The organism is Cupriavidus sp. 05T41 (genome assembly GCF_056396525.1).
The window spans coordinates 1-26,829 of the sequence record NZ_JBFTLQ010000071.1 but is presented as its reverse complement, the minus strand read 5'-3'; the positions used below and the strand labels follow the sequence as shown (position 1 = coordinate 26,829).

The 26,829-nt window shown below is 64.8% G+C and carries 22 protein-coding genes; 11 read left to right on the top strand and 11 right to left on the bottom strand.

The window, feature by feature from the left end; genetic code table 11:
* Positions 1-91: 91 nt before the first annotated feature.
* From AC1DKV_RS30800 to AC1DKV_RS30775, 6 genes are all read right to left on the bottom strand, one after another.
* On the bottom strand, positions 92-880 hold the full coding sequence (locus AC1DKV_RS30800; protein ID WP_477138744.1) for an ABC transporter ATP-binding protein: 789 nt from the start codon (positions 878-880) through the stop codon (positions 92-94).
* 6 nt (positions 881-886) lie between these two features.
* The gene (locus AC1DKV_RS30795; RefSeq protein ID WP_477138743.1) at positions 887-1,657 is read right to left on the bottom strand and encodes an ABC transporter permease; all 771 of its coding nucleotides are present in this window, start codon (positions 1,655-1,657) and stop codon (positions 887-889) included.
* 13 nt (positions 1,658-1,670) lie between these two features.
* Entirely contained in the window at positions 1,671-2,687 is a 1,017-nt protein-coding gene (locus AC1DKV_RS30790; protein ID WP_477138742.1) for a taurine ABC transporter substrate-binding protein, read from the bottom strand.
* 429 nt (positions 2,688-3,116) lie between these two features.
* Complete coding sequence (locus AC1DKV_RS30785) at positions 3,117-3,962, bottom strand: transporter substrate-binding domain-containing protein (protein ID WP_477138741.1); 846 nt, start codon at positions 3,960-3,962, stop codon at positions 3,117-3,119.
* 12 nt (positions 3,963-3,974) lie between these two features.
* Positions 3,975-5,012, bottom strand: coding sequence for a succinylglutamate desuccinylase/aspartoacylase family protein (locus AC1DKV_RS30780; RefSeq protein ID WP_477138740.1), 1,038 nt, complete (start codon positions 5,010-5,012; stop codon positions 3,975-3,977).
* A gap of 3 nt (positions 5,013-5,015) precedes the next feature.
* Positions 5,016-5,180, bottom strand: a complete 165-nt coding sequence (locus tag AC1DKV_RS30775; protein WP_441622755.1) for a hypothetical protein — start codon at positions 5,178-5,180, stop codon at positions 5,016-5,018.
* Positions 5,181-5,684: 504 nt separating this feature from the next.
* On the opposite strand from AC1DKV_RS30775, the gene AC1DKV_RS30770 reads away from it, so the two are divergent.
* From AC1DKV_RS30770 to AC1DKV_RS30750, 5 genes are all read left to right on the top strand, one after another.
* Positions 5,685-7,331, top strand: a complete 1,647-nt coding sequence (locus AC1DKV_RS30770) for a rhodanese-like domain-containing protein (protein ID WP_477138739.1) — start codon at positions 5,685-5,687, stop codon at positions 7,329-7,331.
* A 573-nt stretch (positions 7,332-7,904) separates the two neighbouring features.
* A complete protein-coding gene (locus tag AC1DKV_RS30765; RefSeq protein ID WP_477138738.1) occupies positions 7,905-10,061 on the top strand; it encodes a hydantoinase/oxoprolinase family protein in 2,157 nt (718 codons plus the stop codon).
* On the top strand, positions 10,058-11,758 hold the full coding sequence (locus AC1DKV_RS30760) for a hydantoinase B/oxoprolinase family protein (protein WP_477138737.1): 1,701 nt from the start codon (positions 10,058-10,060) through the stop codon (positions 11,756-11,758). The genes AC1DKV_RS30765 and AC1DKV_RS30760 overlap by 4 nt, the downstream gene beginning before the upstream one ends.
* Positions 11,755-13,491 (top strand): hydantoinase B/oxoprolinase family protein, encoded by a 1,737-nt coding sequence (locus AC1DKV_RS30755; RefSeq protein WP_477138736.1) that lies wholly within the window; start codon positions 11,755-11,757, stop codon positions 13,489-13,491. Before AC1DKV_RS30760 ends, AC1DKV_RS30755 begins: the two co-directional genes overlap by 4 nt.
* Before the next feature lie 33 nt (positions 13,492-13,524).
* Positions 13,525-15,123, top strand: coding sequence for an ABC transporter substrate-binding protein (locus AC1DKV_RS30750; RefSeq protein WP_477138735.1), 1,599 nt, complete (start codon positions 13,525-13,527; stop codon positions 15,121-15,123).
* A gap of 90 nt (positions 15,124-15,213) precedes the next feature.
* Here AC1DKV_RS30750 and AC1DKV_RS30745 read toward each other — a convergent pair whose 3' ends face one another.
* The 4 genes from AC1DKV_RS30745 to AC1DKV_RS30730 all read right to left on the bottom strand — a co-directional run bounded on the left by AC1DKV_RS30745 (position 15,214) and on the right by AC1DKV_RS30730 (position 19,288).
* Positions 15,214-16,941: an ABC transporter ATP-binding protein gene (locus AC1DKV_RS30745; protein WP_477138734.1), complete on the bottom strand. Its 1,728-nt coding sequence runs from the start codon at positions 16,939-16,941 to the stop codon at positions 15,214-15,216.
* A 1-nt stretch (position 16,942) separates the two neighbouring features.
* Positions 16,943-17,854 (bottom strand): ABC transporter permease, encoded by a 912-nt coding sequence (locus tag AC1DKV_RS30740; RefSeq protein WP_477138733.1) that lies wholly within the window; start codon positions 17,852-17,854, stop codon positions 16,943-16,945.
* A 130-nt stretch (positions 17,855-17,984) separates the two neighbouring features.
* Entirely contained in the window at positions 17,985-18,968 is a 984-nt protein-coding gene (locus tag AC1DKV_RS30735; RefSeq protein WP_477138732.1) for an ABC transporter permease, read from the bottom strand.
* Complete coding sequence (locus tag AC1DKV_RS30730; RefSeq protein ID WP_441622740.1) at positions 18,965-19,288, bottom strand: hypothetical protein; 324 nt, start codon at positions 19,286-19,288, stop codon at positions 18,965-18,967. Before AC1DKV_RS30730 ends, AC1DKV_RS30735 begins: the two co-directional genes overlap by 4 nt.
* Before the next feature lie 814 nt (positions 19,289-20,102).
* Here AC1DKV_RS30730 and AC1DKV_RS30725 point away from each other — a divergent pair.
* The 4 genes from AC1DKV_RS30725 (at position 20,103) to AC1DKV_RS30710 (ending at position 22,626) form a co-directional block, all read left to right on the top strand.
* Complete coding sequence (locus AC1DKV_RS30725; protein ID WP_441622738.1) at positions 20,103-20,675, top strand: DUF4337 domain-containing protein; 573 nt, start codon at positions 20,103-20,105, stop codon at positions 20,673-20,675.
* A gap of 396 nt (positions 20,676-21,071) precedes the next feature.
* Positions 21,072-21,335: a type II toxin-antitoxin system Phd/YefM family antitoxin gene (locus AC1DKV_RS30720; RefSeq protein WP_477138731.1), complete on the top strand. Its 264-nt coding sequence runs from the start codon at positions 21,072-21,074 to the stop codon at positions 21,333-21,335.
* On the top strand, positions 21,332-21,601 hold the full coding sequence (locus tag AC1DKV_RS30715; protein WP_441622734.1) for a Txe/YoeB family addiction module toxin: 270 nt from the start codon (positions 21,332-21,334) through the stop codon (positions 21,599-21,601). The genes AC1DKV_RS30720 and AC1DKV_RS30715 overlap by 4 nt, the downstream gene beginning before the upstream one ends.
* A 545-nt stretch (positions 21,602-22,146) precedes the next feature.
* Positions 22,147-22,626 carry a YbhB/YbcL family Raf kinase inhibitor-like protein gene (locus tag AC1DKV_RS30710; RefSeq protein WP_477138730.1) on the top strand — a complete coding sequence of 160 codons (480 nt, stop codon included), beginning with the start codon at positions 22,147-22,149 and terminating at the stop codon, positions 22,624-22,626.
* Between the two features lie 261 nt (positions 22,627-22,887).
* On the opposite strand, the gene AC1DKV_RS30705 is transcribed toward AC1DKV_RS30710, so the two are convergent.
* On the bottom strand, positions 22,888-23,880 hold the full coding sequence (locus AC1DKV_RS30705; protein ID WP_441622792.1) for a Bug family tripartite tricarboxylate transporter substrate binding protein: 993 nt from the start codon (positions 23,878-23,880) through the stop codon (positions 22,888-22,890).
* A 205-nt stretch (positions 23,881-24,085) separates the two neighbouring features.
* On the opposite strand from AC1DKV_RS30705, the gene AC1DKV_RS30700 reads away from it, so the two are divergent.
* Together AC1DKV_RS30700 and AC1DKV_RS30695 are read left to right on the top strand one after the other, a co-directional pair.
* Positions 24,086-25,870 carry an IlvD/Edd family dehydratase gene (locus AC1DKV_RS30700; protein WP_477138729.1) on the top strand — a complete coding sequence of 595 codons (1,785 nt, stop codon included), beginning with the start codon at positions 24,086-24,088 and terminating at the stop codon, positions 25,868-25,870.
* Positions 25,871-25,984: 114 nt separating this feature from the next.
* Positions 25,985-26,671, top strand: a complete 687-nt coding sequence (locus AC1DKV_RS30695; protein WP_441622790.1) for a GntR family transcriptional regulator — start codon at positions 25,985-25,987, stop codon at positions 26,669-26,671.
* The last annotated feature ends 158 nt before the right edge of the window (positions 26,672-26,829 follow it).

The following is a 26,829-nucleotide window of genomic DNA, read 5'->3' as shown; positions in this document are numbered from 1 at the left end:
CTTCTCAAAACGATGTATTCCGGACCTGCTCGGTCCCGAGTGGCCCGAACGATCGTCATCGCTTGCTCGAACAACTGACTGTCGCGAGGACTCAGCCTAGTTGCAGGTGTCGGTTGGCTTCCTCCCGCACTACGTGCAACACATGGCGTTTTATAGCGTTGTATTCCTCATCCGCAAGCAGATCCTCTATATCTCTTTGCCTCTMGAAAGACAGGCGCACTTCCTCACGAATTGTTCCTGGGCAAGCGGACATCAGGAGCACCCGACTTCCCAGGATCAGTGCTTCATCAACATCGTGCGTGACAAACAAGACTGTTGTCCCGGTGCGCGACCAGATCTCGACCAGCAGCTCCTGCATCACCGTTCGCGTCTGAGCATCGAGCGCACCGAATGGCTCGTCCATGAGCAAGACCCGCGGCTTCATGATCCACGCGCGCGCCAGGGCTGCCCGCTGGCGCATGCCGCCTGATAGCTCCCAGGGCTTGGCGTTCTCATACGCGCCAAGCCCAACAAGCCGCAGGAACTCCTTCGCCTCAGGCAGGTACTGCTCCCTTCGGACGCCTGCCATGCGAGGGCCAAAGGTCACGTTGTCAATCACCGATAGCCAAGGGTACAGACACGGTTGCTGAAATACCATGCCACGCGCCGGTCCAGGTCCGACCACACGAGCACCATCGCAGAGCACTTCGCCCGTGATCGGAGATTCGAAACCCGCAACCAGGTTCAGGATGCTTGACTTCCCGCAACCGGAAGGACCAAGCAGTACGCCAAACTCACCTTGATTCAGCGTTAGGGATACGTTATCCAGTATGTTGGGCGCGTCACCTGACTTCCCCGCAGCGTAGTGAAAATTCACATTCAGCAGTTGAATCGCGTTCATCGCAGACTACTCCTTCCCAGCCCAAGGAACATAGCGTTGCTGTGCTCGCACAAGCATCCAATCCAAGGCGTACCCCAGACCGCCAAGGATCAGAATCCCAAGTATCACGACATCGGTTCGCAAGTATGAACTTGCGTTGACAATCATCCAGCCCACACCGGTCGTGGAAGCCACCATCTCTGCTGCGATAAGCGACGTCCAACCGATTCCCACGGCGATTCGGATACTKGTGAAAATATCTGGCAGACTGTTTGGCAGGATGACGTGAAKGAATACCTTTCGCTTGCTCAACCCTAGCGACCGAGCCACCCGAACGCGGGACCCAGGTATGTTCGCCACCGAGGCTGCCGAGCCCACCACGACGTTCAAGACGGTGGCAACGAAGATCAAGGCGAACTTCGACGATTCGCCGATGCCTAGCCAGACAATGGCAAGAGGTACCAGGGCAATCTTGGGCAGTGGCCTGAGGAATTGAACGAAGGGATCGAGCATTGCAGCCAGCACCCGGCTTTGTCCCATCGCGAGGCCAATTGGTACGCCCAGCGCCACCGCAGTTACGAAGGCAACTAGTGCGCGCCCGAGGCTGATTGCTATGTGCTGCCATAGCGGCACCTGTCCGTAGCCGTGCTCCCAGAGACCCCTTGCCGTGCCGATGATTTCGCTTGGCGCCGGCAAGAAGAGCGAGTCAGCCCATCCGAAAGTACCTGCGCACTGCCAGGCGGTGGCGACGCCAAGCACCGCCGCGATACTAATCAGTGCGCTTACATTTGATTTCATGATTCGTCCAGACTCAGCGAACTTGCTGCTGGGCGAGCCTGAGATAGGTTGGCTTGATGCTGCTAGCGAACGATGACGGGATATCCTGCCGCTTTACTTGCTCGATATCGGCCAGAAATTCTGCCGTCCTTCGCACCGCAAGGGAAAGCCCGGCACTGTCTGTATTTGACCCGTCGCCAAACCACGCCGGGGTCAACTGCTCCGTGATGGAGGGATACTGGTTGCCTGCGAGAGAGTTGCGAACAGCTGGCACCGAAGCACCCAACTCCTTCGAAATTGCCTCCGCAACCACTTCTGGTGTCTTCCGATAGATAGCAATCTGCTGCTCGTGGACAGTCAAGAGCTTTGCCACCAATTCCGGATACTTCGACGCAAAATCCTTGCTCACCGCATAGTTGTTATAGATCAGGTAGCCGTCTTTCTTGAGGTCCTTCGTGGCAAAGACCGCATGGCCACCTGCATCTTCCAGCGCAGAATTGAAGGGTGCCCATACATACCCTGCATCGATATCGCCACGGCGCCACGCCGCCACGAGTTCATCCGGACGCAGCGGAACAAACTTGATTTTGGTCCGATMGATCCCATGGACTTTGACGGCGGTATCCAGCGCATATTGAGCCGTGGAATTCGGCKGATATCCGACCGTCTTGCCTTCCAGATCCTTAAGCGTCTTGATGKAGTCTCGACCCACCAATCGTTCGTAGGTCGCAATTTCTGCAGAAACACCCACGATCTCGATGGGCAACTTGCGTATCACGGCGGAAACTGTAGGGCTGGATCCGAAATTTGCGATATCGATGCTCTTTGTGGCGAACAGATTTAATACGTCAGCACCCGTCGCGAATTGGATCCACTTCACCTTTGTCCCAAACGCCTTTTCCAGTGAATGGTCAACCTTGGCATTCACGATCAACTGTGCCCCACCGCTGTAGGCGACGCGCACCTCCTGCGGAATTGCCGATTGCGCGTGAGCGCCAAACATGCCAGCGGCAAGGCTAGCGGCTATTACAGCTTTGAGGGAGTCCAACATGGGCGTAACCTAGAATTGTGACGGCCCCAATCCTATGTTCCACCGGAGCCAACAGGAACTAAGTATTGAGGATATACATATCCGGATTTTCCACTCTTGCCGAGAGAAAACAGGATTTTCGGGAAGAGGTGCGCGCCTGGGCCGCGAGAGATCACCGCGAACGGTTGCCGCGCGACCGATCCGCTGCCTGCGTACACCTTGGCAACTGCGGCCAGCAGTTGCGCCGCGGGCAGCTAGCGCCGGCGGCCCGCGTTGACGGCCCGTCAAGCCCCGTTCACGCAGGAACGCATGCGTGGTGGGCGACACCGGCAGCGCCCCGAGCCTGGCCGCGCCACCATGTGTACAACCCCGCGGGATATGCCACCGTCGGCACGCCGCTGGGCGATGCGCCAAGCATGCGGCGCGATATCCCGGCCCGGCGGCTAAGCGTTACGGCTTGCCGCCATACTGTTTCTGCAGCTGCGCCAGCAGCGGCKAGCGCGGAACCAGGTCGAGCCGGGCTTCAAGCCCGACCARCCAGCCCGAGCCGTGCAGGCGCTGCAGCACACGATCGACCGCCGCTGCCGTGTCCTTGTCGCCCTTGCGCACCCATGCCACCTGCGGCGCCGGATCGACCTCGTCGGGCAGCACGGCGTAGTCGCGCCACTCCGGATCCTTGGCCACCAACTGGCCCAGGGTCAGGCTCTCATGGACCGCGGCCACGCAGGACGCACCGCCGCGCAGCGCCAGCAGCGATTCCGGCATGCCTTTGAAGCCCTTGAGCTCGGCGCCGTAGGTGGCCGCCAGCGGCTTGGCATAGCTGCTGCCCTGCGACAGGCACACGGATTTGCCGCGCAGGTCTTCCCAGCGGCGAATACCGCTGCGCTTCAGGAAGATGGCGGTGCCGCCGTTGCGGTAGTAAGGGGTCGGCGCATAGTCCAGCAGCGTGGCGCGTTCCGGCGTCAGCAGCATGCTGGCAACGAGCAGGTCCACTTTGCCCTGCTGGAGGAACTGCACGCGGTTGGTGGGCAGCACCGGCACCAGCTCGGCCTGTACCGCCAGTTCACTGGCGATCTTGCGTGCCAGTTCCGGGTTGAAGCCGAAGGGCTTGCCGGTGCCCGGATCGATGGAGCCAAAGGCGCTGTTGCCGTTGATGATCACGCCGATGGTGATCTTGCCGCGCTCGCGGATCCGATCGAGTGTGGCGTCTGCCTTGGCGGCCGGCATCGCACCGCAGAGTGCGAGCGGCAGCACGGCAAGCGCCATGCGGCGCCCAAATCGGGGAGTGTGTTTCATCAGGAAGCCGGTTCAGGAACGATGAGGCGTGGGATCGTCGGCGAGCTGGTACAGGCAGTCGCCGCGTTGGGTCAGCGCCGGTACGCGCTTGCAGATGGCCAGCCCCGCCGCCGGAAAATACACGGTCACCGGCTCGCGCTCGGGCCGCTCGGGCGTGTGCAGCCGTGCCGCAGGTTGCCCCGCTTCGACGCGCTCGCCGAGTTGCACGAGCGGCTCGAAGATGCCGTCGTCGTACGCGTAAACGTAGTGCCGCGTGCGATCCACCCGCAGCAGCCGCGTGTCATGCGGCGGCCCGGACGGCACCAGCGGTCCTTCCAGCGCTCCGATGTGCCCGAGCAGATGCAGCAGACCTTGCCAGGCGCTGCCGAGCACGGCGGCGTCCACAGTGCCCGCACCGCCCAGCTCGGTCAACAATCCCAGCACGCCGTTGCGACGTGCCGCGGCAAGCAGGCCGACCGGATTGGCGCTCTCGTTGACCAGGCTGTACGGCAGGCCGAATGCGGACACCGCGGCCAGCAGGCGCTGCTGGCGTGCCGGATCAGGCTCGGCCTGAKCAAACAGCGTCGCGCCATGGTACTGGAGCGAGCTGCCACCGGAATGCAGGTCGACCACCACGTCCACACGCGACAACAGGCTGCGCTCGATATAGTCCGCAATCACCTGCGTCGGCGTGCCGCGCGGATCGCCGGGAAAGCTGCGGTTCAGGTTGCCGCCATCCAGCGGTGAGGTCCGCAGGCCGGCTTGCGCGGCCGGGTAGTTCGCCATCGGCAGCAGGATCAGCCGGCCCCGCACCTGCTCGGGTGCAATTTCTCGGACCAGGCGGGAGACGAGGATCTGGCCCTCGTACTCGTCGCCGTGATTGCCGGCCATGACCAGCACGGCCGGTCCGTCGCCGTTGCCGATCGAGGCAATCGGAATGGGCAGCCAGCCGTAGGCCGAGCGATGCACCGAGTGCGGCAGGCGCAGGCAGCCGACCTGCTTGCCGGGGCGCTCGAAGTCGATTTCGCAATGGATCGGAGAGGCGATCGGGGGTTGGCGGTCAGCGCCCATCGCTCAGTCCGCCAACAACCGGACGCCGATGTCGGCTTCCCGCTCGTGCTGTGCAACACGCTCCGGCAACTGTCGTGCTTCGGCGATGAAAGCGGCCACGGCCGCGTGGCGCAGGCTGGCAACGTCGTTGCCTGACACTGCTGATAAGGAGAGATCTTGTCTGGTCATGCGCCGAATGTAACGCCGCCACCGCGCGGCGAGAAAGAAGGCTTTCGAGTATCGACATGAGGGCGGCTTCAATCGGGGCCGCCCGTGGCCCGGCGCGGGCCGCATATGCATACGCTCAAACATTCGTTGGTAGACGGCGGCCGGCTTCGTATGCTTGGTCGCCTGATCAGGCTCCGGTGCTTTCGCGCAAAGGACCCCCTGCAAGCTCCCCTCGCTGCTGGTTCCCACGCTGGACGAATCCGGCGCGCCGGACTTTGCCGTGGAGAGCTGGCAAGGACTGCTCGCGCCCGCAGCGGCCCGGCCCTCGTGGTCGACCGTATGAGCCGCGATGTGCCCGCGGTGCTGCACGCACCAGCGAGACACAGCCAGCTGGAAGATGCGGGCTATGTCGTGGTCGCCTCGTCGGCGCAGGAGCCCGTGCAACGCTGTCGCGCGACCTGCCCCGGTACGCCTCGGTGATCGCCGCATCCGGCATCGCCTTGCGCTGACCCGCACAACCAAACAATGACTGACATGACCCAAACCATCGACGCCCCCACCCTTCGCAACTGGCTGAACGATGGCCAGCCGTTCGCCCTGTTCGATGTACGCGAGCATGGCCAATACGGCGAAGGCCATCCCTTCTTCGCGGTGCCCCTGCCCTATAGCCGCCTTGAGCTGGAGGTCGGCCAGCTGGCACCGCGCCGTGCGGAACGCATCGTGCTGTTCGACGACGGTGACGAGGCGAATGCCGTGGCATCGCGCGCGGCGCGGCGCCTTGCCGGTCTTGGTTACCTGAACGTGACGGTACTCGACGGCGGCGCGCCCGCCTGGGCTGCCGCCGGTTACACCTTGTTMAAGGGAGTCAATGTCCCCTCGAAGACGTTTGGCGAGCTGGTCGAGCAGATCCAGCACACGCCCCGCCTGAGCGCCGACGACCTCGCCGCGCGCCGGGCTGCCGGCGAGAACTTCTTGCTGGTGGATGGCCGCACCGAGGAAGAACACCGCAAGATGACCATCMCCGGCGCTGTGAGCTGCCCCAACGGCGAGCTGGCGCTGCGGCTGCCCGCGCTTGTGCCGAATCCGAACATGCCGGTGGTGGTGCATTGCGCTGGGCGCACGCGCAGCATCGTGGGCGCGCAGACGCTGCTGAACCTGGGCTTGCCCAATGCGGTACTAGCGCTGGAGAATGGCACGCAAGGTTGGTACCTGGCGGGCCACGCGCTGGAACATGGCAGCGATCGCTTCGCTGTGGAGGTTCCGTCTGGCCCGGTACTCGCCGCGGCGCGCGAGCGCTCCGCCAAGCTGCTGCAGCGCCTTGGCCTGCCTTCGCTGTCGACTGCGCAAGCGCAGCAATGGCTGGACGATGCGCAACGCACCGCCTACCTGCTCGACATCCGTTCCGCGGACGAATTTGCCCTGCGCACGATCAAAGGTGCGGTGCATGCGCCCGGCGGGCAGTTGGTGCAGGCAACGGATCACTATATCGGTGTGCGCGGCAGCCGCGTCATCGTGTTCGACGATGACGGTGTGCGCGCGCCGGTGGTCGCCAGCTGGTTGCACCAGCTGGGCTTTGAGACGGCCGTGCTTGCCGATGGCGTGGACGCCGCGCTGCAGGTGCGCGCGTGGCCGAAGGCGGAGACAACATCCGCCCTGCCCGTGCTCGATGCCAACCTGCTGAAAGCACTGAGCATCGAAGCCCAGCGGCTGGCAGTCATCGACCTGCGCGAGAGCGCGGCATTCGAGCGAGGCCATGCCTCTGGCGCGGCCTGGTCGATCCGGCCGAGGCTACTGCAACAACTGCAGGAGCTTGGCGTGGCGCATGCCGAACCGGTGGTCCTGATCGCCAGCGAGCCAGGCGTAGCGGCACTTGCGGGAAAAGACCTGCTGGAGGCCGGCTATCGCCACGTGTACCGCACCGACGATGGCTATCGCACCTGGCAGTCKGCCGGACTCCCGGAAGCGCTTGCGCCGCAGCCGCTGCCGGCGCAGGCGCGCATCGATTACCTGTTCTTCGTGCACGACCGCCACGAAGGCAACCGGGACGCGGCCMGCGCCTACCTGGCGTGGGAAACCGGGTTGATCGCGCAGTGCGCGCCGGATGAGCTTGGTGTGTTCCGCATCGCCGCACCTGGGCGAGACGCACCCCAGCCAGCGGCGTCGGCAGTCTAGCGGCAGACCGGGCGGGCCGGCCGGCCCCTGCAGCCGTTTACGCCACCGCCACCTGGCCGCGCGCGCCCTTGTCGGTGATGGCGGGACGGATCGGCATTCAGGCGTGCGCTCGGCACCAGTGCGCGGGTCCTGCCGCCCAAACTCGAGCTTCTGGCCGCCAACGCATGGGAGGCCACCTGCCGCCCGCGCGCCACGCGCGACTGCGTGGTTTCCGGGTGGTCGTCATCGACCCATGGCCCGGCGCCGAACGCAATCACGGGCCGGCCAGCCCATGCGTTCCAGCGGGTGCGCCCCCCTTCCCCCGATTCGCGCGGCGTAACGCATAACGATAGTTGAAGCCGTTCGTTGCTCGGGCAGGCGCGACCTCGGAAGATTGCCGACTGCCTTGCTACGCCTTTCCGGCCTTCCCATTCGATGATCTCGCGCTCTCGCCACGCTTTGTCCGACTTCAGCGGACGCCTCCGGCGCGGCATCCCCCTGTATCCCAGAGCCGCATCGCGCTGACTGCCGCATTGACTCCGGCATTGACACCGGCATTGACTTCTTTCAACAAGAGAGACACCTCCCTCCTTCATGTCTTCGAACTCCAATTCCTCTTCCGTGGCGCACGACCCGCGCCTGCGTGTCGCTGTCGACGTCGGCGGCACCTTCACCGACGTGGTGCTGCTACGCGGTGCCGAGAAGCACACGCTCAAGGTGCTCACCACGCCGACGGCCCCTGAGCAAGCCGTGCTCGGCGGCGTCGAAGAAGTACTGCAACTGGCGAACGCTGGCTGGGCCGACGTCGACCTGCTGATCMTCGGCACCACGCTGGCCACCAACGCGCTGATCGAGCGCAAGGGTGCGCCCACCGCGCTGCTCACCACCCACGGTTTCCGCGACCTGGTGGAAATCGGTCTCGAAGACCGCTTCGCGCAGTACGACGTGTTTCTGGACAAGCCCGCGCCGCTGGTGCCGCGCCACTGGCGCCATGGCGTGGTCGAGCGCACGGATGCGGCCGGTCGMGTGATCACGCCGCTCGATGAAGCGCAGGTCGTCGAACTGGCCAGGCAGCTCCTGGCCGACGGCATCGAGAGCGTGGCCGTGTGCTTCCTGCACGGCTATGCMAATCCCGCGCACGAGCGCCGCGTGCGCGAACTGCTGCKCGAACATGCGCCGGGCCTGTGGGTGTCGCTGGCCTCCGACGTGTGCCCCGAAATCCGCGAGTACGAACGCCTGTCGACCATCAGCGCCAACGCCTACGTGCAGCCGCAGGTGGCTGGCTACCTGCGCCGCCTCCAGCAAGGGGCCACCGCGCGCGGCCTGCGTGCCGAGCCTTTCCTGATGACCTCGGGCGGTGCCATCACCACGCTGCAGGCGGGTATCGACGAGCCGGTGCGGCTGGTCGAATCCGGCCCCGCGGGCGGCGCGGTGCTCGCACGCCAGGTGGCCGAGCAGATCGGTGCCTCGCGCGCGCTCTCGTTCGATATGGGCGGCACCACGGCCAAGATCTGCTTTATCGACGACTACCAGCCGCAGATCAGCCGCAGCTTCGAGTTCGGCCGCGTGCACCGGCACCTGAAAGGCTCGGGCCTGCCCATTCGCATTCCGGTGATCGAGATGGTGGAGATCGGCGCGGGCGGCGGCTCCATTGCCCGCGTCAACCACCTCGGCGTGGTCCAGGTCGGCCCCGACAGCGCGGGCTCCTCGCCCGGCCCGGCCGCCTATGGCCTGGGCGGCCAGTTGCCCACCGTGACTGACGCGCACGCCGTACTCGGCACCATCGACCCGGCACGCTTCCCCGTGGGCAAGGTGGAACTCGACCCGCAGCGTGCGCGCGACGCGCTGCTGGAGGGCCTGACCGCGCAGACCGGCCTCAGCGTCGAGTCCGCCGCGCAGGCCGTGGTCGACATCGTCACCGAGAACATGGCCAACGCCGCGCGCGTGCATGCGAGCGAGCTCGGCAAGGTGGCGGAAGACAGCACGCTCATCGCCTTCGGCGGTGCCGCGCCGCTGCATGCCGCGTTGCTGGCGCGCAAGCTGGGCGTGGCGCGGCTGATTATTCCCAGGTCGGCCGGCGTGGGATCGGCACTCGGCTTCCTGTGGGCGCCGGTGGCCTACCAGACCGTGCGCAGCCTCGCACAGCGGCTCGATCGTATCGACCAAGGGGCCGTGGAAAAGCTGCTCGGCGAACTCACGGCCACCGCCGACGACGTGGTGCTGCGCGCCGCGCCCGGTGCCGCGCTGGTGCGCCATCGGCAGGCGTTCATGCGTTATGCGGGCCAAGGCCACGAGATTCCCGTCGAGCTGCCCGATGGCCCGTTCGATGCGGCCAGCAGCAAGGCGCTGCACCGGCGCTTCGAAGCACGCTATGCCGCGCTCTACGGCCGGAGCCTGCCACATATTGCGGCCGAGGTGGTGAGCTGGTCGGTCGCCGTGGAGGCCGGTGACCGCGCGGCGCCGGAGGCCGACGAGGTGGTCGCCGACACGCGCCGCGCCGAACCTTCAGGCTCGCGCCGCCTGTACGACGCCGACGCGGGCCAGTGGACCGACGTGCCCGTCTACGACCGCGCCGCGCTCGGCCCGGGCAAGTGGATCGAAGGCCCAGCGCTGGTGGTGGAAGACGAGACGACGACGCACGTCATTGCCGGTTTCGAGGCCCGCGTCAGCAAACTGGGCGCGCTGGTGCTAGACGACATCACCGTCGCGCAGCGGCACCACGCGCAGCCCGCCGAAGCGGAGGTCGTATGACCACCACTGCAGGCCGTCAGGCATTGCGCCACCAACTGGTCTGGAGCCGCCTGCTCGCCGTGGTCGAGGAACAGGCGCAAGCACTGATCCGCACCGCCTTCGGCACGCCGACGCGCGAGGCCGGCGATCTGTCGGCGGGCGTGTTCCTGCCCGACGGACGCATGATCGCGCAGGCCGTGACCGGCACGCCGGGCCACGTCAACTCCATGGCCGACTCGGTGCTGCACTTTTTGCGCGCCTTTCCGGTCGACACCATGCGCGAAGGCGATGTCTTCGTCACCAACGACCCGTGGAAAGGAACGGGCCACCTCTTCGACGTGGTCATGGTGACGCCGGTGTTCCATGGCGAAGGCGACACGAAGCGCCCCGTGGCGCTCTTCGCCTCCACCGTGCACGTGGTCGACATCGGCGGCGTCAACGCCGGGCCGGATGCGCTGGAGATCTTCCACGAGGGCCTGTTCCTGCCGCCGCTGCGCTTCGTGAGCCAGGGTGTGGTCGAGGAAGCGGTGCTGGACATCGTGCGCGCCAACGTGCGCGAGCCCGGCCAGGTAGAGGGCGACTTCCATGCGCTGGTGGCCTGCAATGCGGTGGGCGCGGTACGGCTGCGGCAAATGCTGCAAGAGTTCGGGCTGGCCGACCTCCAGGTGCAGGGCGACTACATCATCGAGCGCTCGCGGCTGGCCATGCGCGAGGCATTGCGCGAATGGCCCAGGGGCACGTKGCGCAACCACATGACGGTAGACGGCTACGACATGCCGCTGGAGCTGCATGCGGCCGTCACCATATCGGACGACGGCATCCTGGTCGACTTCGCAGGCACCTCGGCCAGCATTGCCCGCGGCATCAACGTGCCCAAGGCTTATACCGATGCGTATACCTCCTTTGGCATCCGCTGCCTGGTGGGCGCCGACGTGCCCAACAACTCGGGCTCGCTCGCGCCCATTCGCGTGGTGGCGCCAGAAGGCTCCATCGTGAATGCGCTGCCGCCCGCCGCTGTCGCCGCGCGGGCGGCCATCGGCCAGATGCTGCCCGACCTGGTATTCGGCGCGCTGCGACAGGCGCGACCCGACCGCGTGCCGGCCGAAGGCGCATCGTMGCTCTGGAACATCCGCCTGTTCGGCGGGCAGCCAATCGAGGGCGGGCCGAACGAGGCGTTGCGGCGCGCACAGCGTTTCAACATCGTGAGCTTTTCCACCGGCGGCACCGGGGCACGGCCGGGCAAGGACGGTCTTTCGGCCACGGCCTACCCGAGCGGCGTGCGCAACGTGTCGCTGGAAATCCTCGAGACGCAGGCGCCGCTGCTGTTCCGCCGCAAGGAGTACCGGCCCGACTCGGGCGGCGTCGGCGCGTCGCGCGGCGGCCTAGGCCAGGTCATCGAGATCGAGAACGCCGACGGCGACCCGATGGTGTTGTCCGCCACCTGGGACCGCGTGCGCTTTCCCGCGCGCGGCGCGCTCGGCGGCGGCGACGGTGCGCCCGGCGCCGCGCGGCTCAAGCTTTCGGGGACTGCGCTGCGCGGCAAGGGCCGGCAGGTCATTCCCGCCGGCGAAGTGCTGGTGGTCGAGACCCCCGGCGGCGCGGGGCTGGGCGACCCTGAAGCGCGCGACCCGGCACTGGTCGCACGAGACCTGACGGCCGGTCTTGTCACGAAGACCGTGGCCACTCCTACCAAAGATCCAGCAGGAACCGTTGCATGAGCAAGACTCCCACTCCCAAGGCGCTGGCCGGTAACCAGCTCATCCGCAACCAGCTTGCCTGGAACCGGCTGCTCTCCGTGGTCRAGGAACAGGCGCAGGTGCTGATCCACACCGCCTTCGGCACCTCCACGCGCGAGGCCGGCGACCTGTCGGCGGGTGTATTCCTGCCCGACGGCCGGATGATCGCGCAGGCCGTKACCGGCACGCCGGGCCACGTCAACTCGATGGCCGAATCGGTCAAGCACTTCCTGCAGCGCTTTCCCATCGACACGATGGCAGATGGCGACGTGTTCCTCACCAACGATCCCTGGAAAGGCACCGGTCACCTGTTCGACATGACGATGGTCACGCCCATCTTCCATGGCGAGGGCGACAGGAAGCGTCCCGTKGCGCTGTTCGCCTCCACGTTGCACGTGGTCGACATCGGCGGCATCGGATCCAGCCCCGACGGGTTGGAAATCTACCACGAGGGCCTGTTCCTGCCCATCCTGCGCTTCGTGCGCCAGGGCACGGTGGACCCGGCCGTACGCGCCATCATCCGCGCAAACGTGCGCGACCCGGAGCAGGTCGAAGGCGACCTGTTCGCGCTGGTCGCATGCAACGAGGTCGGCGGCCGGCGGCTGCGCACGCTGCTGCGCGAGTTCAAGCTGGCCGATCTCGAGACGCTGGGCGACTTCGTCATCGCGCGCTCGGCCCACGCCATGCGCGAAGCACTGCGCGACTGGCCGCGCGGCACCTGGCACCACACCCTGGTGGCCGACGGCTACGACGCGCCAATCACGCTGCAGGTGTCGGTGACCATTGCCGACGACGGCATCACGGTCGACTACGCCGGCACCTCGGGCAGCGTGGCGCCCGGCATCAACGTGCCCAAGGCCTACACCGACGCCTATACCTCCTTCGGGATCCGCTGCCTGGTGGGTGCGGACGTGCCGAACAATGCCGGCTCCCTCGCACCCATTCGCGTGGAAGCGCCCGCGGGCTGCATCCTGAACGCGCTGCATCCCGCCGCCGTGACGGCGCGCCATGTGGTCGGGCAGTTGCTGCCCGACGCCGTGTTCGGCGCGCTGCGCCAGGCCCGGCCCGACCGCGTGCCGGCCGAAGGCGCCTCGTCGCTATGGAACCTGCAACTGGTCGGCGGTGAAGTGCTGGCGGGCACCAGCCAGGCCGACGCCGAGGCCGTGCGCCGCGGCGCGCGCTTCAACGTCATCAGCTTTTCCACCGGCGGCACCGGCGCACGGCCCGGMAAGGACGGGCTATCCGTCACCGCCTACCCAAGCGGCGTGCGCAACGTCTCGCTTGAGATCCTGGAGACGCAGGCTCCGATCGTCTTCGAGCGCAAGGAATTCCGCGCCGACTCCGGCGGTACCGGCGCTGCGCGCGGCGGCCTGGGCCAGGTGATCGAGGTGCGGCATGCGCAGGAAGACGCCGCCATGCTGATCGCGGCAGCCTTCGACCGCGTGGCCAACCCCGCGCGTGGCGCGCTCGGCGGTGGCGACGGCGCACCGGGCCGGCTGCGCCTGGCCTCGGGCGCCACGCTGCGCGCCAAGGGCCGGCAGATTGTGCCGGCGGGCGACCGCCTGATCGTCGAGACGCCCGGCGGCGGCGGCCTTGGTGATCCTGCAAAGCGCGACCCCGCGCTGGTGGCACGCGACCTTCGTGAACGGTTGGTATCGCCCGATGTCTCGGCGGCGCATGCCGATGGCGCGCCGGCCGACCCCGTCAACCCGTGACCTTACCCTTTCCCTGACCCTGTTTTCCACACCATGTTCCTCTCGAACCCATCATTCCCTCTTCGCGGCACCCTCCTCGCCGCGCTGCTTGCCGTGGGCGTTGCCGCCCACGCCGCTCCGCCCAACCACAGCGGCACCCTCACGCTGCTATCGACCAGCGAGCCGACCGCGCTCGTCACCATCGGCAATGTCGCCACGCCMATCCTGAGCGTGAGCGCCAAGGTCACCGAAGGCCTGCTGAAGTACGACTACGACGTCAACCCGCAGCCGCAGCTGGCCACGAAGTGGGCGATCAGCCCCGACGGCCTGAACTACACGTTCACGCTGCGCCACGGCGTGAAATGGCATGACGGCAAGGACTTCACCTCGGCCGACGTCGCCTATTCCATCGAACTGCTGAAGAAGATCCACCCGCGCGGGCGCAACACCTTCGCCAACCTCACGGCCATCGACACGCCCGACAAGTACACCGCCATCCTGCGGCTGTCGAAGCCCGCGCCGTACCTGATCCGTGCGCTCGTCGCGACCGAGACGCCCATCGTGCCCAAGCACATCTACGAGGGATCCGACCCGGCCAGCAACCGGAACAACAACGCGCCCATCGGCACGGGCCCGTTCAAGTTCAAGGAATGGGTGCGCGGCAGCCATATCGTGTACGAGCGCAACCCGGACTACTGGGACAAGCCAAAGCCCTTCGTCGACCAGCTGATCGTGCGTTTCATCACCGACCCTGCCGCCGCTGCCGTGGCCTTCGAGACGGGCACGGTCGACCTGGGCTACCGCACGCCCGTGCCGCTGGCCGACCTGGATCGCCTGAAGAAGGTGCCCTCGCTGCGCTTCGAGACCAAGGGCAACAGCTACTCGTCGAACGTGACGCGGCTGGAGTTCAACCTCGACAACGAATACTTCAAGAACGAGAAGGTGCGCCAGGCCGTCGCCCACGCGGTGGACCGCAACGTGATCGTGAAGGTCGTCAACTACGGCTACGGCCAGGTGAGCTACTCGCCGATCGCGCCCGGCCTCAAGGCCTTCCACGACCCGGCGCGCTCGCCCTACCCCCTCGACGTGAACAAGGCCAATGCATTGCTTGACGAAGCGGGCTACCCGAAGAAGGCGGGCGTGCGGTTCAGCGTGCCGCTGGACTTCAACCCCATCAGCGCCKATGGCCAGCGCCTGGCGGACTACCTGCGCGCGGCGCTGGMGCGCGTGGGCATCGCGGTGACGGTGCGCGCGCAAGACCCGAGCGCTTTCATCAAGCGCATCTACACGGACCGCGACTTCGTCTTCACCACCAATGGCGCGAGCAACCTGTTCGATCCGACCGTGGGCGTGCAGCGGCTGTACTGGTCGAAGAACTTCATCAAGGGCGTGCCCTTCTCCAACGGCACGCACTACCAGAACCCGGTGGTGGACAAGCTGCTGGAGAATGCGGCCGTGGAAAACGACCCGGCCAAGCGCGTGAAGCTCTTCAAGGCGTTCCAGGACACCGTGGCGCGCGACGTGCCCGACCTGAACCTCTACCAGCCGCTGTTCATCACCATCGCCAACCAGCGCGTGCATGACCATTCGCTGACGGCGGATGGCGTGGAGTCGAACCTGGCGGATGTGTGGGTGGACGAGCCGAAGAAGTAGGCGGGAGCGCCGTGGGTGCGCTGGCCGGCTAAGCCAGGGCACCCGGCATCCGTCCGGGATCGGGGTGCATCGCCCGCCGCACCGAGAAGCTCAGGCGGCCTTGCGCTGCTCCGCCCCCGGCACGGCCGCGATCAGGCTGCGCGTGTACGGGTGCCGCGGCTGGTCCCAGATGTCGCGGTGGCTGCCGGTCTCCACGATCTGGCCCTTGTTCATCACCATCACGCGATCGGCGATGTAGCGTACCACCKAGAGGTCGTGCGAGATGAACAGGTACGAGAGCCCGAAGTCTTCCTTCAGCTCCACCAGCAGGTTCAGGATCTGCGCCTGCACCGACACGTCGAGTGCCGACACGGGCTCGTCGAGCACCACCAGCGATGGCCGCAGCACCAGGGCGCGCGCGATGCCGATGCGCTGGCGCTGCCCGCCCGAGAACTCGTTGGGGAAGCGGCGCCCCGCGTCGGCCGGCAGGCCCACGCGCTCCAGGATGGCCGCGATGMGGTTGCGGCGCTCGGCGCGGTCGGCCACGCCGTGCACCTTGAGCACCGCTTCGAGGATATCGAACACGCTGCGCCGCGGATTCAGCGAGGCATACGGATCCTGGAACACCATCTGCACCCGGCGACGCCAGGGTTTGAGCGCCTTCTCCGACAGCGACGCGATGTCGGTGCCGTCGAACACGATGCGGCCCGACGTCGGGTTCACGAGGCGCAGCAGCGTGCGCGAGAGTGTCGACTTGCCGCAGCCCGACTCACCCACGAGCCCCACGGTCTCGCCCGCACGGATGTCGAAGGACACGCCGTCCACCGCATGTAGCACGCCGCCGCCGCGCTTCGGGTAATCGGTGCGCAACTCCCGCACGGACAGCAGGGGCTCGCCGGCCGCGGCTGCTGTACGTGCAGGCTCTGAGGCCCTGGGAGCAGGTACGTGCAGCGCGAAGTCGCGCACGCCAGTGACCGGGTCGAGGCGTGTGTGGATCTCCGGCAGGCGCGCATCGGCGTAATGCAACGCACTGCCCGCGTGCAGCGAGGCGCCAAGCAGGCCCCTGGTGTAGGCGTGCGACGGTGCGTCGAACAATGTGGAGGTCGGCGCGTCCTCGACCTTCTCGCCGCCGTACATCACAGCCACGCGATCGGCCCATTGCGCGACCAGGCCCAGGTCGTGCGTGATGAGTAGCAGCGCCATGTCGAGTTCGCGGCGCAGGCCGGCGAGCAGTTCGAGGATCTGTGCCTGGATGGTCACGTCCAGCGCGGTKGTCGGCTCGTCGGCCACCAGCAGGCGCGGCTTGCAGGCCACGGCCATGGCGATCATGACGCGCTGTCGCTGTCCGCCCGACAGGTTGTGCGGATGGTCGTCGATGCGCTGGTGCGGCTCGGGAATGCGCACGAGGTCGAGCAGTTCGATCGCGCGCTTGCGGGCGGCCAGGGCCGAGAGCTTTTCATGCCTGCGCAAGGTCTCCTCGATCTGCGCGCCGATGGTGTGCACCGGATTCAGCGATGTCATCGGCTCCTGGAAGATCATCGCGATCTCCCGGCCGCGCACTTCGCGCAACTGGGCCGCAGACAGCGCAAGGATGTCGCGCCCGTCGAAGTGGATGTTGCCGCGGAGCACCGTACCGGGCGCGAGCAGGCGAAGTAGCGCGAGCGCGGTGGTTGACTTTCCGCAACCGGACTCGCCCACCAGCGCAAGCCTCTCGCCACGCTGCAACGTCAGGTCGAGACCACGAACGGCCCGGATGGGACCGTCCGATCCGTGGAAGAAAACATCGAGGCCGCGCACGTCGAGCAGCGGCGGCTTGGCGGTGGCTTGATCTAGTACCATTTCAGTGGCGCCCCCTCAACCGAGGATTGAACGCATCGTTGAGCCCGTCGCCCACGAGGTTGAGCGCCAGCACCGTCAACACGATGGCCGCACCCGGCAACGCCGTGAGATACCACGCCGTGCGCAGCAGCTGCCGGCCCTGCCCGATCATGCTGCCCCACGACACCGCATTCGGGTCGCCCATGCCGAGGAAGGACAGCGCCGACTCGATGAGGATGGCGCTCGCCACCAGCACCGACGTCGTCACGATCACCGGTGGCAACGCATTGGGCAGCATCTCCTGGAAAATGATGCGGGCATGGCTGAAACCCTGGCTGCGGGCGGCGAGCACGAACTCTGTTTCGCGCAACGCACKGAACTCGGCACGCACCAGCCTCGCGATCACCGGCCACGAAGCCAGGCCGATGGCGAACACGATCATCGGGACCGAGGGCTGGCCGATAGCCACCACCACGATCACGAACAGGAACGACGGCATGGTCTGGAACAGCTCCGTGATGCGCACCAGCACGTCGTCGATGCGGCCACCGAAATAGCCGGCGGTGGCGCCCAGGAGCACGCCGATCACMACGCTCAGCACCGCGGCCACCACGCCCACCGCGAGCGACACGCGCGCACCGTGCGCAATGCCCGCGATGACGTCGCGGCCCAGCGAATCGCTGCCGAGCGGATATGCCGCGTCCCGGCCCGGCCACAGCAGCGGTGGCGCGACCATGTCGAGCGGGTCGCCCGGGTAGAGCAGCGGCGCGACCAGCGCCAGTACGAGCATGAACAGGAGCAGCACCACGCCCGCCACGGCGGCGGGGTTGCGCAGAAAAGCGCGCAGCGCGGCATGGCGGCTGGAGACAGGTCTGGCATCGGCCGCGGCCCTGGCGACTGGGGCGGCAGCGGGTTCAGGACCACGGGCCGCCACGGGCACCGGCGGAAGTGCCGGCGGAAGTGCCGGCGGATGGGCGATCGCGGAATCGGATGGGAAAGGTGTGGACATCGAGAGCTTTGAAAGCCTGGAATTTCGGAAAGAAAGAAGGGGCTGACGGGACCTCTCAGCGCACCTGAATGCGCGGGTCCAGCCATGCCTGCAACAGGTCGACCAGCATGTTGGACACGATGACCAGCAGCGACGACATCAGCAACACGCCAAGCAGCACCGTGTAGTCGCGCCCCGCCACCGAGTGGAAGGCCAGCCGCCCCAGTCCGGGCCAGCTGAACACGGTCTCGACCACCACCGCGCCGCCCAGCAGCGTGCCGAAGTGCATCCCGGCCACCGTGGTGACCGGAATCAGCGCGTTGCGCAGGATGTGGCGCAGGTTGACGGTCCACGGGTGCAGCCCCTTGGCCTGTGCRGTGCGCACGAAGTCCTGACGCGCTACCTCGAGCATCGCGGCGCGCGTGAGCCGGGAGAAGATTGCGATATAGAAGCCCGCMATGGCCAGCGCCGGCAGCACCAGGTGCCGCGCCACGTCGACCACATGGGTCCAGCCCGTGTAGCCCGCGCCGATGCTCTCGCTGCCGCCTGTCGGCAGCCAGCCCAGGTGCACCGAGAACAGCACGATGGCCATCAGGCCCAGCCAGAAGCCCGGCGTGGAATACAGCAGCAGCGCCAGCACGGAAAGCGTGCGGTCCTGCCAGCGGCCCACGCGCGTGGACATCACCGTGCCCGCGGTAATACCGATGGCCAGGGCAAACCCCAGCGCCGAGACCATCAGCAGCAGCGTGTTGCCAAGCCGCGCGCCGATCAGCGACAACACCGGCATGTTGTAGCGTGGCGAAACGCCGAGGCTGAGGTGCGCCAGGTTGTTCAGATAGGCGACCAGTTGCTKGGCCACGGGCAGGTCGAGCCCGAAGTGCGCGCGCAGCTGCGCCATGCTCTCCGCCGTGGCCGAGCCCGACTCTGCCGCCACAACATCGGCGGCGTCACCAGGAATCCATTGCATCAGGATGAAATTGACAAGGATCACACCGATGACGGTCGGCACGGCCTGCCATGCCGTGCGCACCAGCGTGCGACCCGCATTGCGCAGGTTCATGACGCCGCCGCCTCGGTCGGCCTGACAAGGCGGATGCCCAAGTCGCCTTCGCCTTTGCGTTCGACTTGTGCCACCAGGCCGATGCCCCAGTCCAGGTATTGCTGGTAGCCGGCATCGCGCCTGGTCAGGTCGGTGTTCGCGCGTAGGCTGCGGCAGTGGTCGTCATCGCAGGTCAGCGCATCTTGGGCGCCTGTGACCAAAGACGGGTGCGGGGCAACCGTGGTTAGGGCGACAACGCGGAGAAAAGCGTCGATGGCGCGCATTTGAGCGCCGGCAATATCGTTACCCGCGGTTTCCACGGGGAGGCAGGAGAGGCTCATGAGGGGCTGTCTGGGGAGGAATGCAAATCTGACAGACTAAGGCGGTCACCGCGCGCGCCCAACGAACTTTATCGTCTACGCATATCCGGTTTGCTTCGTTGAGCACGCGCGGGCGCGTACTACCTTTGCAGGCCGCGGAATCGAATGGAAGGGACTTCCCCGTCCCGAGGTCGCGGCGGAAGCCACCAGTTGGCACCGAAGTGCCATGATGGCTGCAACACAACCAGAGACGGGGAAGTCCATGACTATCGTTACCGTTGGCATGGGCAATGGCAGTGTGAGGGCAAGGTGCGCACCTGGTGGCACAGCGCGTGGTGGATCTGTCGCCAATGCCGGGCGGGCTGGAGACCAACGGTCGCAATTTCTGCTTGGCGCCCGGGTACAACCGTTATGATCACGGGTGGATTTTTCMGGAGCCTMTAGCCTCGATCCAACCTTTTGAACGAAATACATACGACGCGCCCTTTCGCCTGGTCCATGAGATGCCGGTGGTCAAGAAAACGGGTGATCCGGCCGATAGAACACTGTTGGACAGCTAACGGGTTAAGTAGAACAAGAGGGAGGGATGCAACAGTGGGTAGATGCCAGCGACCATGAGCGGCGCATCCCGGATCTGAGGCACGAAGAGCTAAGCCTTCATTCCGAGATCGCGAACATCKACAGAAAGCTGGTTGGCAGTCCGACCGCCGTCAGTCTCGCGTTGCGGGACGCCCGGAGGCGTGAGTTCGCCGTAGTCGAAGCAAAACTGAACGCCGTTGGCGGAGCGGCAAAATCGCAGACCGCAACGGACAGAAGATAAAAGAACGGAAGAGCAATGTCAGACGGATTCCATGTACACGGTGCCCACGACCACGTGCTTGAGCACGCGGCGGAAGTCGGTCACACCGACGGTTTTTCAGGTCGTATCGCTGTGATGACAGCGATCTTGTCGACGGCCGGGGCAGTTTTCGGCTATCAGGGCGGAGCGACCCAGAACGAAGCGCTTCTTCTGAAGAACGAAGCCGCCATTCACAAGACCGAAGCCGCCAATCAATGGGCCTACTACCAGGCGAAAGGACAGAAGCAGGCCATTGCTGAACTGACCGCACAGCTGCCCGGCGTGGATCAAGCCGCCGCCAAACGGGAAGCGCTGCGCTACGCGTCGGAGAAAGAGCAAGTCCGGCAGAAAGCAGAGGCGCAAGAGCGGGCCGCCAAGGACGCGGACGAGGCCAGTGAGACAGCCGTGCATCATCATCACCGCTGGGCCCAGGCCGTGGTTGCCATTCAGGTTTCTATTGCCTTGGCGGCGATCACGCTGCTCACGCGGCGCCGGTGGTTGCAGGTGGCATCGTACGGGATAGGCGCGGTTGGCGGTGTGCTCGCTGTCCTTTCAATGCTCCACGTCTAGGCAAACATGAAAACGACAAGCAAACAGCTCGGCTGGATTGTCCGCAGCGGAGACTATCTCTGCCCAAAGGGCCATCCCTCTTGGCTCGGGAAGAGCCTGGCATCCCACAGGCACAGGCGCTGAGACCTGAATTCGGGATGCTGGGGATTGATCCGAGCGTTCCAATCGAGCGGCGCGGCTATGTAACAGATATGTGATMCATGGTCATCTTCATGCCGGCTTGACTTCGGTCTGCATATTTTGCGGCTAAGCCGGCGCATTACGCCACGCCGTGCGTTAAGACGAACCGCTGACCAAGCGCGGCGGCACACTCACTGGCGTCCGCAAACTACCCTCCTTCACGCAGACTTGCTATACTTGTACAAGTTCCAGTACGAGTTATCCAAGGAGGGCGGTATGCGCACCATCCATTTCTCCGACGCCCGCAGCAACCTGAAGGCAGTCATGGACCAGGCCATCKACGACCACGACGCTGTCCTCATCACGCGCCGGGACGCGCCGAACGTGGTCATCATGTCGCAAGAGCAGTACGACAGCTGGATGGAAACGATGCACTTGCTCAGCTCGCCGGCTAACGCCGCGCGCCTGCTGCGTTCGATTCAGCAGCACCGCGCTGGCATGGCCGAGAAGCACGACCTGATCGACCCGGCCAGTGAATGACGCGCCAGCTGACCTTTATGCCCGACGCTTGGGAAGACTATGTCTATTGGCAGGGCCAAGACAAGAAAAGGCTCAAGCGCATCAACGCCCTAATCCAAGACGCCCAACGCGAACCGTTCGACGGGCTCGGCAAGCCCGAGCCGCTGAAAGGCAACCTGTCGGGCTACTGGTCGCGGCGCATCGACGACAGCAACCGCCTAGTGTATTTCGCCAACGACGATGAACTGACCATTATCGCTTGTCGGCTTCACTATGGCGACAAGTGAGCCTTAGAGGTTCTGATGCGAACTTCATCGCAGCAGCGACCGACCAATTCCGCCATCGAGAGATTTTGGTCTGCATAATAGTTATCAAATTACAAAGCAAGAAGTGTAATTTAAAGCACCTGCGACAAGGCTTCCCAAGTCGCGCGGGGCTGGATTCCTGGCAGCACCCACTCCGCCAATAAGGCAACGGCTATCGTGCCTTACCGCCTCCTCCTGCGTTGCTGCGTTACGATTATCCGAGCGCCGCTCGCTAAGGGACCCCGTGCTTATTCGAGTGGACGGGATACGCAACGGCGGTATCCGGCCATCCACGGACCGCTCGACCTCGGAAGTGCCCGTTMGCTCAACGCGCGTCGAAGGGCCGCAGTGGGTCGGCTTCGGAAAACTGCACGGTCCCTTGCACAGGGGTTGAATCCGGGCTAGGTTGGAACAGCCGTCATGCGCCGGCGGGGGCAGATATGGTGCGATTTGCACTTCTACCGAGGTTGCTGGCCTTTGCGGCCATGCTGTTCGGACCAGCGCTGCTTGCCCAGCAGAGGCCATCGATGCCGCTCATACTGACATCCCCCGCGTTTGCCCAAGGCGGGGAGATTCCCAATGTGCACACGTGCGAAGGCGCCGATGTGTCACCGCCCCTGGCGTGGTCAGGGTTGCCGCCCTCCACTGCCAGCCTGGCCTTGATTGTCGATGATCCGGATGCGCCAGACCCGGCGTCACCGCAAATGACATKGGTCCATTGGCTCGTGTACAACCTACCTCCGCGGCCCGGCTCGCTTGCACAAGGTATGAGCCGGCATAGCTTGCCGCCCGGCGCTCGCGAAGGTGTCAACGACTGGCACCGTGCCGATTACGGCGGGCCGTGTCCTCCAACTGGCCGGCACCGGTATTTCCACAAGCTATACGCCCTGGACGTCGTGCTGCCAGATCTCGGCAAGCCGGACAAGGCGGCGCTGGAACAGGCGATGCGGGGGCACATACTGGCCCATGCCGAACTCATCGGGACCTACCAGAAGCATGCGCGCTGACGTAGTCGTGCACTCGGTTCGAGCAGCACAGGCAGCGCGAAGCCATCGGTCTACGTCGGTTCATGCCACCGCATGACGACGGGGCATTTCGCCTCTCTTCGGACATCGCACGCTGTGCGAAGACGTCTAGAATTCGAGCGATCCTTGGAAGCGGTCCGGGCTGCACCCATCAAAGATCGACTCTGTCGGCACGAAGATAACGCGGACCGCAACCAAAGCGAAGTAGCAATCCGAACGACATTGATTGCGGAAATCGATTGTTCAGTCGGCCTTGATGTTCGCCTCCTTGATAACCTTGGACCATCGCGCTACTTCCGCGGTGATCTGCGAGCGGGCTTCATCCGGAGTGGTGTAGACGGGAATGACTCCCTGCTCGGTGAGCGCGTTCTTCACCTCTGCCTGCGCCAGGATGTCCTTTAGCGCCGCGCTCAGTTTGTTGGCAATCGGGGCAGGCAGGCCTGCTGGCGCCAGCAGGCCAAACATGGAGCTGACTTCAAACCCTGACAGGCCAGCTTCACTTGCCGTGGGCACGTCCGGCAAGACCCGTTGAGGCGTAGCCGAAGCCAAGGCACGCAGACGGCCGCCCTTGATAAACGACTGGGTGGCGGGCAATGTGTCGAAGACGACGTCCACCTGGCCGCCCATCAAATCGTTCAGTGCCGGGCTGCTTCCCTTGTACGGAACATGAGTGAGATCGACACCAGCCTGGCGCTTGAATAGCTCGGCTGCAAGATGCTGCGGCGACCCGTTACCCGAAGATCCATAGTTCATGCCGCCAGGCTTGGCTTTCGCCGCGGCGATGAACTCGGCAAGAGTCTTCCCCTTGAATGCCGGCCCCACAGTGACCACGAGTGGCACGCGTCCAAGCACTGCGATAGGCGCAAAGCTCTTATCCATCGTGAACCCTGCTGTAGATGGCAGCAAGACGCTGTTGATGGAGTGACTCGTCAGGGCGCCGAGCAGCAGCGTGTAGCCGTCCGGCCTTTCCTTGGCGACGTAAGCCGCACCAAGGTTGCCCGCCGCGCCAACCCGATTTTCGACGACGACTGGCCGGCCTAAGGACATCGAGAGCTTTTGACCTATGACCCGCGCAATCACGTCGGTCGCGCCGCCAGGCGTGTACGGCACGACGAGCTTGATAGGCTTGTCCGGGTAATCCGCTCTTGCAAGAGCAGGAAACAGCATATTTCCACCAATGACAACGGCTGCTATGAGTAGGCGTCGGCGCCGCGCGCCAAGGTAACCGAATGACAGATTCACGGAGTGTCTCCTTCCATGTGGGTCGTGTGATTAGTTGTGCCTGGCCGCCCGCCAGGAACTAGGTCCGAACTCTAGACAATCAGATTATTAATAATATAGGTGATATCACTAGCAACAATTTTCGAGGGGCTGGGCTATCCTTACGACCTACGTAGCAGCAAGGTGCGACGTTTCTGTCCCAGTACTCAGCAGGAAACTCATGTCCAACGAAGACCAAACCCCCAAAGGCGCTACTCCGCGCCATGACATCGCACCCGAAGCCGCGGCCACGGGCATCTCAAAGGGCCTTACCAACTACGGGGACCGCGGGTTTTCGCTGTTCCTGCGCAAGGCGTTTATCAAGGGGGCGGGTTACACGGATTCGGCGCTGGATCGCCCGGTCATTGGCATCGTCAACACCGGGAGCGCTTACAACCCGTGCCACGGCAATGCACCCCAGCTCATCGAGGCCGTGAAGCGCGGCATCATGCTGGCGGGCGGTCTGCCCATGGATTTCCCGACGATCTCGATCCACGAGAGCTTTTCGGCGCCGACAAGCATGTATCTGCGCAACCTCATGTCGATGGACACTGAGGAGATKATTCGCGCGCAGCCGATGGACGCCGTGGTGCTCATCGGAGGTTGCGACAAGACGGTTCCGGCCCAGCTTATGGGCGCCGCGTCCGCGGGAATTCCGGCTATCCAGCTGATTACTGGCTCCATGCTGACCGGCTCGCACCGTAGCGAGCGCGTCGGTGCCTGCACGGACTGCCGCCGCTATTGGGGCAAGTTCCGCGCAGAAGAAATCGATTCGGAAGAAATCGCGGACGTGAACAACCAACTGGTGGCCAGCGTGGGCACGTGCTCGGTGATGGGTACGGCCAGCACAATGGCTTGTATCGCCGAAGCGCTGGGTATGACGGTGCCTGGCGGTGCCTCACCCCCCGCAGTGACTGCTGACCGCATCCGCGTGGCGGAGCAGACCGGCGCCGAGGCTGTTCGCATTGCGAAGGAACGCCTCACCATCGACAAGATTCTCACTCCCGCCGCCTTCGAAAATGCCATGCGCGTCTTGCTGGCAATTGGCGGCTCGACCAACGGTATCGTTCACTTGGCCGCAATTGCGGGTCGTCTGGGCTATGACATCGACCTCGCTGGTCTGGATCGCATGGGCCGTGACACCCCGGTGCTGCTGGACCTGAAGCCGTCGGGTKACCACTACATGGAGGACTTCCATCACGCTGGCGGTATGGCAACCCTGCTGCGCGAACTGAAGCCTCTTCTGAACCTGGACGCCATGACGGTCACCGGCCGTACTCTGGGAGAGGAAATCGAGCGCTCCGGCCCCGGCTTCGCCCAGAACGTCGTCCGCTCTCGCGAAAATCCCATCTACCCGCAGGGCGGTATCGCCGTACTGAACGGCAACCTTGCCCCGGGTGGCTCCATTATTAAGCAGTCCGCGGCCCATCCGAAGCTTATGGAGCACGAAGGGCGCGCTGTGGTGTTTGAGAACGCCGAAGATCTGGTTAACCGTATCGACAGTGACGACCTCGATGTCACGGCCGACGACATCCTGGTGCTGAAGAACATCGGCCCGAAGGGCGCGCCCGGCATGCCTGAGGCCGGCTACATTCCAATCCCGCGCAAGCTTGCTCGCGCAGGTGTAAAGGACATCGTCCGCATCTCGGACGGCCGCATGAGTGGAACAGCCTTCGGCACCATTGTTCTGCACGTAACGCCGGAGGCTGCAGTCGGCGGGCCGCTAGCGCATGTTCGGAATGGCGACCGCATCAGCCTGTCAGTCTCGCGCCGTGAACTGAAGCTTCATGTCAGTGATGAGGAACTGAAGCGTCGGGCCGAGGAAAAGCCTGTGGTCGTACCGACGGCGGACCGCGGTTACCGCAAGCTCTTCCTCACGACGGTCAACCAGGCAGACCAGRGGGTCGACTTCGACTTCCTGCGCGCTGTGGAGAATCGCGGCAAGGTGCCTGGCAAGGGCGAATAGGGCTCAGGAGCCAAGGGCTCGGGAAAATAGTTCACAATGACAGCTTTCATTCCGAATCGTACAACCGCACCGGGCTCGCCCGCCGGTGCGGCTAGCCCGATGCCCAGCTCCGAGATGCTCTCCGCCGCTTTTGACGATAGCGCCAAATCCGATTTCGCCCAGCCAGATTCTTTGAGCGACATGGTCGCGACGCTTGAAGAAGACATCGTCTTCGGCCGGCTGCATCCTCGAGAGAGATTGGTCGAAGACGAGCTGATGGAGAGATTTGCCGTCAAGCGTCACGTTGTCCGGGACGCCCTCGCTGCCTTGGACCGCATGGGCTTGATTGAACGCCGCAAGAATATTGGCGCCCTGGTTCGGTCGTTCTCAGTTCAGGAAGTGAAGGAACTGTACGAAGTCCGAACCATGCTCGAGACTGAGGCAGCCAGGCGAATTGATCTGGAAATCGTTCCGTCACGCATCGACCACCTCATTGCCATTCAGCGGCAACACGACGCGGCTGTCGCAGCTGGCGACGCGCGCACCGTCTTCCGAGTGAACCTTGCCTTCCACCGCGAACTCTTTGCCCTGTGCAGCAACAACACACTGCAGAAGGCGATCTCTGAGTTCGCGCGGCAGACACACCCCATCCGCTTTGCCTCGCTTGTTTCGGCTGAGTACAGAGAACGGGCCCGCAAAGAACACTGGCTGATGATAGAAGCGCTTAAGGAGGGCGATATCGACACGCTCGTCACTCTTTGTGCTGGCCACCTTCTCCCATCCCGTGACGCATACCTGGAAGCGCAGCAGTACCGGCGGTAATCCAGCTTCTCGGCTCAATTCCTAACAAGTATTGATATGCCRCGCTGGGGCGCGGCTCGTGATCCTGCACGCATTTAGCGGCCGACCCTCCTATTGGCCGGACAGCGCTTGGCGTTGCGGCGACCCTCCTATTGGCCGGACAGCGCTTGGCGTTGCGG

Excerpts from the sequence above, each read along its gene's own strand:
- AC1DKV_RS30730 (WP_441622740.1), bottom strand. The coding sequence starts at position 19,288 with ATGAGCCTCTCCTGCCTCCCCGTGGAAACCGCGGGTAACGATATTGCC.
- AC1DKV_RS30695 (WP_441622790.1), top strand. The coding sequence starts at position 25,985 with ATGCTCTCCGCCGCTTTTGACGATAGCGCCAAATCCGATTTCGCCCAG.
- AC1DKV_RS30715 (WP_441622734.1), top strand. The coding sequence starts at position 21,332 with ATGACGCGCCAGCTGACCTTTATGCCCGACGCTTGGGAAGACTATGTC.
- AC1DKV_RS30775 (WP_441622755.1), bottom strand. The coding sequence starts at position 5,180 with ATGACCAGACAAGATCTCTCCTTATCAGCAGTGTCAGGCAACGACGTT.
- AC1DKV_RS30725 (WP_441622738.1), top strand. The coding sequence starts at position 20,103 with ATGTCAGACGGATTCCATGTACACGGTGCCCACGACCACGTGCTTGAG.